Source organism: Streptomyces sp. OfavH-34-F (assembly GCF_022347745.1).
In the GTDB taxonomy this organism is placed as follows: Bacteria; Actinomycetota; Actinomycetes; order Streptomycetales; family Streptomycetaceae; genus Streptomyces.
In genome coordinates this window covers 1-7,227 of record NZ_JAKRGC010000325.1, presented here as the reverse complement: position 1 = coordinate 7,227, position 7,227 = coordinate 1, and the positions used below count along the sequence as shown (strand labels likewise).

Here is a 7,227-nt window from a genome sequence, read left to right as displayed (position 1 = left end):
ACCTGGCCCCGCGCACCGAGGCGGAGGAACTCGTCGCCGACATCTGGCGCGAGGTCCTGGACATCGACCGGGTCGGCGCCCTGGACGACTTCTTCGACCTGGGCGGCCACTCCCTCCTCGCCACCCGCGCCAACTGCCCGCGCGAGGCGGCCACTTCCAGCCCGCCGTCCCGCACCGCCACCGCGACCGGCACCCGGTCCCCGGCGCGCTGGGCGACCTCCTCCCGGACCAGCTCCCCCAGGTCCAGCCCGGCGAGCCCGGGCCGCTCCCCCGCGTCCAGCCGGGCCAGCAGCAGCAGATCGGCGGCGAGCGCCTGGAGCCGTACGGTGTCGGCGACCGCCCCCGGCACGTCCAGCAGCTCCGGATGCGCGGCGCCCACCTCCAGCTGGGTGCGCAGCGAGGCGATGGGGCTGCGCAGTTCGTGCGAGGCGTCCGCCACGAACCGCCGCTGCCGTTCCACGGACGCCTCCAGCGCGGTCAGCGTCTCGTTGGTCGTACGGGCCAGCCGGGCGACCTCGTCCCGCGAGTCCGGCTCCGGCACCCGCCTGCCCAGGTCCTCGGACGCGGTGATCGCCGCCATCTCGCGCCGGATGCCCTCCACCGGCCGCAGCGCCCGCCGGGTCACCAGCCACGTCACCCCGGCGACGACCAGCAGCACCACGGGCAGCCCGGCCAGCATCGCGGAGCGCACGCTGCGCACGGCCCGCTGCTCGGCGGCGAGCGGGGCGCCGGCGTGCACGGTGAGGGTGCGTCCCTGCGGGTCCGTCGCCTCGACGGACGCGAAGCGGTAGTCGGCGCGCTCGCCGTCCACGGTGGCGCTGCCGCCGGCGAAGTCCGGGTCGTCCGCGGAGACCTCGCCCCGGTCCGGGGCGGCGCTCCGGTCGTCCTCGTCGCGGTCGTCGTCGTCCGGCGCGGGGGCCGGCCGGGGCGGTTGCGGGACGACCCGGTCCGTGCCGGTGCCGGAGATGGCCTCCAGGTCCTTGGAGACGGCGACCACGCGGCCGTCCCCGTCGGTCACCTGGACCGGGTGCTCCTCCTCGTCGCCGGTGTCCAGCTCGTCGTAGGGCACGCCCAGCGCGAGTTGCCCGGCGACCTCGCGGGCGGCCACCTCGGCCTGGAGGCCCGCCTGGTCGGTGAGGTTGGCGCGCAGGACGAGCAGGACGGCGAGCCCGGCGGCGCCCAGCGCGAGGGCGACGACGACGGTGGCGCCGAGCGCGGCCCTGGCGCGTACGGACCTCACAGCGCCTCCAGCCGGTAACCGGCGCCGCGTACGGTGCGGATGGCGGCCGGGCCCAGCTTGCGGCGCAGGGTGCTGACGTAGACCTCGACGATGTTGGGGTCGCCCGCGTAGGCGAAGTCCCAGACGTGCTCCAGGATCTCCGCCTTGCTCACCACCTGCCCGGCGCGCAGGGCGAGCTGTTCGAGGACCGCGAACTCCTTGGCGGTGAGGCTGATTTCGTCGTCGCCGAGGTGCACCCGGCGGGCCGCGGTGTCCATGCGCAGGGCGCCCGCGGTGACCACGGGCGAGCCGGAGCCGCCCCGGCGGCGCAGCAGGGCGCGGACGCGGGCGACGAGCACCACGTAGCTGAACGGTTTGGTCAGGTAGTCGTCGGCGCCCGTGTCCAGGCCCTCCGCCTCGTCGTACTCGCCGTCCTTCGCGGTCAGCATGAGCACGGGCACGTCGTGGCCGGCGGCGCGCAGGGCGGCGCAGACCCGGTAGCCGTTCATGCCGGGCAGCATGATGTCGAGGATCACCAGGTCGTAGGAGCCGTGCAGCACCCGGTGCAGACCCTCGGCGCCGTCGTGGACGACGTCGGCGGCGAATCCCTCGGCGGTGAGTCCGCGGGCCAGCGAGACCGCCAGCCGTCTCTCGTCCTCCACGATCAACAGGCGCATGCGCCCAGCGTCCCAGACCGGAGCTGAAGAGGGTTTCAGGTGGCTTCAGGCTGCGTTCAGCATCGGCCCGGCAGGGTGGTCGGCAAGCCAGTCAGACCGTCCGACCGGGAGGAACCCTCATGAAGCGCAAGATCGTCATCGGCGTCGTGACCGCGGCCGTGCTCGCGGGCGGCGGGGCCGCCACGGCGGCCGCCCTCGCGGACGGCGATTCTCACGGGAGCGGCGACGGCCGCGGTGAGGCCCGGAGCGCCGCCGCCCGGGTCGCGGTCGGCGACGCGGTCGCGGCCGCGGTGAAGGCCGTCCCCGGCACGGTCACGGAGGCGGAGCTGGACGACGAGGACGGCCGGGTGGTCTGGGAGCTGGACGTGTACGGCTCCGACCGGTCGTGGCACGACGTGACGGTGGACGCGGGCAGCGGAAAGGTGCTCGACCGGCGGGCCGACCGGGACGACGACGAGGAGGCGCGGCGGGCGCCCCGGGCGACCGCCGTGTCGCTGGAGGAGGCGGTGGCCGCGGCGCTGAAGTCGGCACCGGGCGCGGTGACGTCGGTGGAGCTGGACGACGAGGACGGGGCGGATCGGGCCCGGTCCTGGGAGGTCGACGTGCGGAGCGGGAAGGGCGTCGAGCGGGAGCTGCGCGTGGACGCGGAGTCGGGCGCGGTACGGGGCTGACGACCTCGGGCGCGTTACGGGGCGCGGGCGCGGCGGTCCTGGGGGGCGGGCGCGGCGGCCCTCGGGACCGGTTCGCTGGCCGTCCCGGCGGGCTCTCCGGTGCCCCCCGGTGTCAGCCCTCGCCGGTGAGGCCCGCGACCAGTTCGTCCGCCGCCGCGTACGGGTCCAGCCGGCCCGTCACGATGCGGGCGGCCAGGGCGTCCAGGCGGCGGTCGCCGTGCAGGGTGCCGATGCGTTCGCGGAGGCGGGTGACGGCGATCGTCTCGACCTCGCGGGCGGCGCGGGCGGTCCGCCGTTCGGTCAGGACGCCGTGCTCCTCCATCCACGCCCGGTGCTTCTCCAGCGCCTCGACGACCTCGTCGACGCCCTCGGCCCGCGCGGCGACCGTCTTGACGATGGGCGGCCGCCAGTCGCCGGGGGCCCGGGCCTCGCCGAGCCCGAGCATGTGGTTCAGCTCGCGGGCGGTGGCGTCGGCGCCGTCCCGGTCGGCCTTGTTGACCACGTACACGTCGCCGATCTCCAGGATGCCCGCCTTGGCGGCCTGGATGCCGTCGCCCATGCCGGGGGCGAGGAGGACGACGGAGGTGTCGGCCTGCGAGGCGATCTCCACCTCGGACTGGCCGACGCCCACCGTCTCCACCAGGACCACGTCGAAGCCCGACGCGTCCAGCACCCGGATGGCCTGCGGGGCCGCCCAGGCGAGGCCGCCGAGGTGGCCGCGGGTCGCCATGGAGCGGATGTAGACGCCCGGGTCGGAGGCGTGGTCCGACATCCGGACCCGGTCGCCGAGCAGCGCGCCGCCGGAGAACGGCGAGGACGGGTCGACGGCGAGGACGGCGACCCGCTTGCCCTGGCGCCGGTACGCGGCGACGAGCGCCGACGTGGAGGTGGACTTGCCGACGCCGGGCGAGCCGGTCAGGCCGACGACGTACGCGCCGCCGGCCAGCGGCGCGAGGGCCGCCATCACCTCGCGCAGCTGCGGCGAGGCCCCCTCCACCAGGGAGATGAGCCGGGCCACCGCCCGGGGTCGCCCCGCACGGGCCTGCTCCACCAGGGTGGGGACGTCCACCATCACCGCTCCGTCTCGTCGCCGCGTGTCTCTCGTACCGGGTGCCGTGCTACTTGCGGGGGACGCGCACGATCAGCGCGTCGCCCTGGCCGCCGCCGCCGCACAGGGCCGCCGCGCCGGTGCCGCCGCCGCGCCGCTTGAGCTCCAGGGCCAGGTGCAGCACGAGGCGGGCGCCGGACATGCCGATGGGGTGGCCGAGGGCGATGGCGCCGCCGTTGACGTTGACCTTCTCGGAGTCGACGCCGAGGTCCTTCATGGACTGGACGGCGACGGCCGCGAACGCCTCGTTGATCTCGATGAGGTCGAGGTCCTCGACGCCGATGCCCTCCTTGCGGAGCGCGTGGCGGATGGCGTTGGACGGCTGCGACTGGAGGGAGTTGTCGGGGCCGGCCACGTTGCCGTGGGCACCGATCTCGGCGATCCACTCCAGGCCCAGCTCCTCGGCCTTGGCCTTGCTCATGACGACGACCGCGGCGGCACCGTCGGAGATCTGCGAGGCGGTGCCCGCGGTGATCGTGCCGTCCTTGGCGAAGGCGGGGCGCAGCTTGCCGAGGGACTCGACGGTGGTCTCGGGGCGGATGCCCTCGTCCTTGGCGAAGAGGACCGGGTCGCCCTTGCGCTGCGGGATCTCGACCGGGGTGATCTCGGCCTCGAACAGTCCGTTCTTCTGGGCGGCGGCGGCGCGCTGGTGGGACTGGGCGCCGATCTCGTCCTGGGCGGCGCGGTCGAGCCCGAGGCGGGCGTTGTGCTTCTCGGTGGACTCGCCCATCGGGATGTTCTCGTAGGCGTCGGTCAGACCGTCGTACGCCATGGAGTCGAGCATCTCGATCGCGCCGTACTTGTGGCCCTCGCGGGACTTGGGGAGCAGGTGCGGGGCGTTGGTCATGGACTCCTGGCCGCCGGCCACCACGATCTCGAACTCGCCGGCGCGGATGAGCTGGTCGGCCAGGGCGATGGCGTCGAGCCCGGAGAGGCACACCTTGTTGACGGTGAGCGCGGGGACGTTCATCGGGATGCCGGCCTTGACCGCCGCCTGGCGGGCCGGGATCTGGCCCGCGCCGGCCTGGAGGACCTGGCCCATGATCACGTAGTCGACCTGGTCGCCGCCGATGCCGGCCCGGTCCAGGGCGGCCTTGATGGCGAAGCCGCCGAGGTCGGCCGCCGAGAAACTCTTCAGGGAGCCGAGGAGGCGGCCCATCGGTGTCCGGGCGCCCGCGACGATCACGGAAGTGGTACCGGTCGTTCCTGACATGAGGCACAGCCCCTTGGAGTAGATGGGTGTGAACGAGGGTTTACCTGAATGTACTGAGCGGTACCCGCCCCGTCATCCGCCCACGGGTGTGATCGCGCGCACGTTGCGTAACCATCGGGAGCGCGCTGCACTGGAACCATGCTGACGCGAATCGACCACATCGGGATCGCCTGTTTCGACCTCGACCGAACCGTCGAGTTCTACCGCTCGACGTACGGCTTCGAGGTGTACCACTCCGAGGTCAACGAGGAGCAGGGAGTGCGGGAGGCCATGCTCAAGATCAACGATACGTCCGACGGCGGCGCCTCGTACCTCCAGCTCCTCGAACCCACCCGCGAGGACTCCGCCGTGGGCAAGTGGCTCGCGAAGAACGGGGAGGGCGTGCACCACATCGCGTTCGGCACGGCCGACGTGGACGCGGACGCCGCGGACATCGGCGGCAAGGGCGTCCGGGTGCTGTACGACGAGCCCAGGACGGGGTCGATGGGGTCGCGGATCACCTTCCTCCACCCCAAGGACTGCCACGGGGTCCTGACCGAACTCGTCACGGCGAAGAAGGAGCACTGACCCGAGCCCTACCGGGCCCGGTAGAGTGGGCCCTTCCGGGCCGGGGCCGGGTCGGGGGCGCGCCGCGTCCCCAGCCGATGATCTGTCACCATTCCCCGAACGTGTTGAGAGCTCGGGGAAGGATGGGACCGCGCAGTGCGGGGCTACGAACGCCAGGAGAGCCACCGAGCTGAAGACGACCACCTCTCGCGGTTCGAGGCCGAGATGGAGCGGCTCAGGACCGACCGGGAGAAGGCCGTCCAGCACGCAGAGGACCTCGGCTACCAGGTCGAAGTCCTGCGCGCCAAGCTGCACGAGGCGCGGCGCAGTCTGGCGATGCGTCCCGCCTACGACAGCGCGGACATCGGCTACCAGGCGGAGCAGATGCTCCGCAACGCCCAGATCCAGGCCGAGCAGCTGCGCAGCGACGCCGAACGCGAGCTGCGCGAGGCCCGTGCGCAGACGCAGCGCATCCTCCAGGAGCACGCGGAGCACCAGGCCCGGCTCCAGGCCGAGCTGCACAACGAGGCCGTGCAGCGCAGGCAGCAGCTCGACCAGGAGCTGGCGGAGCGCCGCCAGACCGTCGAGTCGCACGTCAACGAGAACGTCGCCTGGGCCGAGCAGTTGCGGGCCAGGACCGAGTCGCAGGCCCGCCGGCTCCTGGAGGAGTCCCGCGCCGAGGCCGAGCAGGCGCTGACCGCCGCCCGCGCGGAGGCCGCCCGGCTGGCCGAGGAGACGCGTCAGCGGATCGGCTCCGAGGCGGAGTCGGCCCGCGCCGAGGCGGAGTCGATCCTGATGCGGGCCCGCAAGGACGCCGAGCGGATGCTCGGTGTGGCCGCGACCCAGGCGCAGGAGGCCACCAGCCACGCGGAGCAGCTGCGGCTGACGACGACCTCGGAGACCGAGCAGGCCCGGCAGCGGACGACCGAGCTGAACCGGGCCGCCGAGCAGCGCATGCAGGAGGCGGAGACCCAGCTGCGCGAGGCCCGGCTGGAGGCCGAGAAGGTCCTCGCCGAGGCCAAGGAGGCGGCGGCCAAGCGGCTGGCCGGTGCCGAGTCGCAGAACGAGCAGCGCACCCGTACCGCCAAGTCGGAGATCGCCCGGCTGGTCGGCGAGGCCACCAAGGAGGCCGAGACCCTCAAGGCGGAGGCCGAGCAGGCGCTCGCGGACGCCCGCGCCGAGGCCGAGCGGCTGCGCTCGGAGGCGGCCGAGGCCGCGCGCACCGCCGCCGCCGAGGACGCGGCGGCCCAGCTCGCGAAGGCGGCCCGGTCCGCCGAGGAGATCCTGACCAAGGCCTCCGAGGACGCGAAGACGGCGACCCGGGCGGCGGCCGAGGAGGCCGAGCGCATCCGGCGCGAGGCGGAGGCCGAGGCGGACCGGCTGCGCGGCGAGGCCGCCGAGCAGGCCGACCAGCTCAAGGGCGCGGCCAAGGACGACACCAAGGAGTACCGGGCCCGGACGGTCGAGCTGCAGGAGGAGGCGCGCCGGCTGCGCGGCGAGGCCGAGCAGCTGCGTGCCGAGGCGGTCGCCGAGGGCGAGCGCATCCGGGGCGAGGCGCGCCGGGAGGCGCTCCAGCAGATCGAGGAGGGCGCGAAGACCGCCGAGGAGCTGCTCGCGAAGGCCAAGGCCGACGCGGAGGAGCTGCGCGGCGCGGCGGCCACCGAGAGCGAGCGGGTCCGGGGCGAGGCCGCCGAGCGTGCCGCGGCGCTGCGCAAGCAGGCCGAGGAGGCGCTGGAGCGGGCCCGCGCCGAGGCGGAACAGCTGCGCACGGAGGCGGAGGAGCAGGCCGAGGC

5 protein-coding genes and 3 pseudogenes are annotated in these 7,227 nt (G+C 74.3%); 4 read left to right on the top strand and 4 right to left on the bottom strand.

The window, feature by feature from the left end; genetic code table 11:
• Positions 1–2: 2 nt before the first annotated feature.
• A pseudogene (locus tag MHW47_RS36015) lies at positions 3–83 on the top strand (hypothetical protein); the annotation flags it as partial.
• Positions 84–121: 38 nt separating this feature from the next.
• Here the strand turns inward: MHW47_RS36015 and MHW47_RS29830 are convergent.
• A pseudogene (locus MHW47_RS29830) lies at positions 122–1,240 on the bottom strand (histidine kinase dimerization/phospho-acceptor domain-containing protein); the annotation flags it as partial.
• Positions 1,237–1,896 (bottom strand): response regulator transcription factor, encoded by a 660-nt coding sequence (locus MHW47_RS29825; protein WP_239226934.1) that lies wholly within the window; start codon positions 1,894–1,896, stop codon positions 1,237–1,239. The pseudogene MHW47_RS29830 and the gene MHW47_RS29825, both read right to left, overlap by 4 nt.
• 119 nt (positions 1,897–2,015) lie before the next feature.
• Between MHW47_RS29825 and MHW47_RS29820 the strand changes: the two genes are divergently transcribed.
• On the top strand, positions 2,016–2,567 hold the full coding sequence (locus MHW47_RS29820) for a PepSY domain-containing protein (protein WP_239226933.1): 552 nt from the start codon (positions 2,016–2,018) through the stop codon (positions 2,565–2,567).
• Positions 2,568–2,679: 112 nt separating this feature from the next.
• Here the strand turns inward: MHW47_RS29820 and meaB are convergent, their stop codons facing one another.
• Positions 2,680–3,639: a methylmalonyl Co-A mutase-associated GTPase MeaB gene (gene meaB / locus MHW47_RS29815; protein ID WP_239226923.1), complete on the bottom strand. Its 960-nt coding sequence runs from the start codon at positions 3,637–3,639 to the stop codon at positions 2,680–2,682.
• 46 nt (positions 3,640–3,685) lie between these two features.
• A complete protein-coding gene (locus tag MHW47_RS29810) occupies positions 3,686–4,888 on the bottom strand; it encodes an acetyl-CoA C-acetyltransferase (RefSeq protein WP_239226921.1) in 1,203 nt (400 codons plus the stop codon).
• Between the two features lie 138 nt (positions 4,889–5,026).
• Between MHW47_RS29810 and mce the strand changes: the two genes are divergently transcribed.
• Both mce and MHW47_RS29800 read left to right on the top strand, forming a co-directional pair.
• On the top strand, positions 5,027–5,455 hold the full coding sequence (gene mce, locus MHW47_RS29805; protein WP_239226919.1) for a methylmalonyl-CoA epimerase: 429 nt from the start codon (positions 5,027–5,029) through the stop codon (positions 5,453–5,455).
• Between the two features lie 135 nt (positions 5,456–5,590).
• Positions 5,591–7,227: pseudogene (locus tag MHW47_RS29800) on the top strand (hypothetical protein); the annotation flags it as partial.

Excerpts from the sequence above, each read along its gene's own strand:
- mce (WP_239226919.1), top strand. The coding sequence starts at position 5,027 with ATGCTGACGCGAATCGACCACATCGGGATCGCCTGTTTCGACCTCGAC.
- MHW47_RS29810 (WP_239226921.1), bottom strand. The coding sequence starts at position 4,888 with ATGTCAGGAACGACCGGTACCACTTCCGTGATCGTCGCGGGCGCCCGG.
- meaB (WP_239226923.1), bottom strand. The coding sequence starts at position 3,639 with ATGGTGGACGTCCCCACCCTGGTGGAGCAGGCCCGTGCGGGGCGACCC.
- MHW47_RS29825 (WP_239226934.1), bottom strand. The coding sequence starts at position 1,896 with ATGCGCCTGTTGATCGTGGAGGACGAGAGACGGCTGGCGGTCTCGCTG.
- MHW47_RS29820 (WP_239226933.1), top strand. The coding sequence starts at position 2,016 with ATGAAGCGCAAGATCGTCATCGGCGTCGTGACCGCGGCCGTGCTCGCG.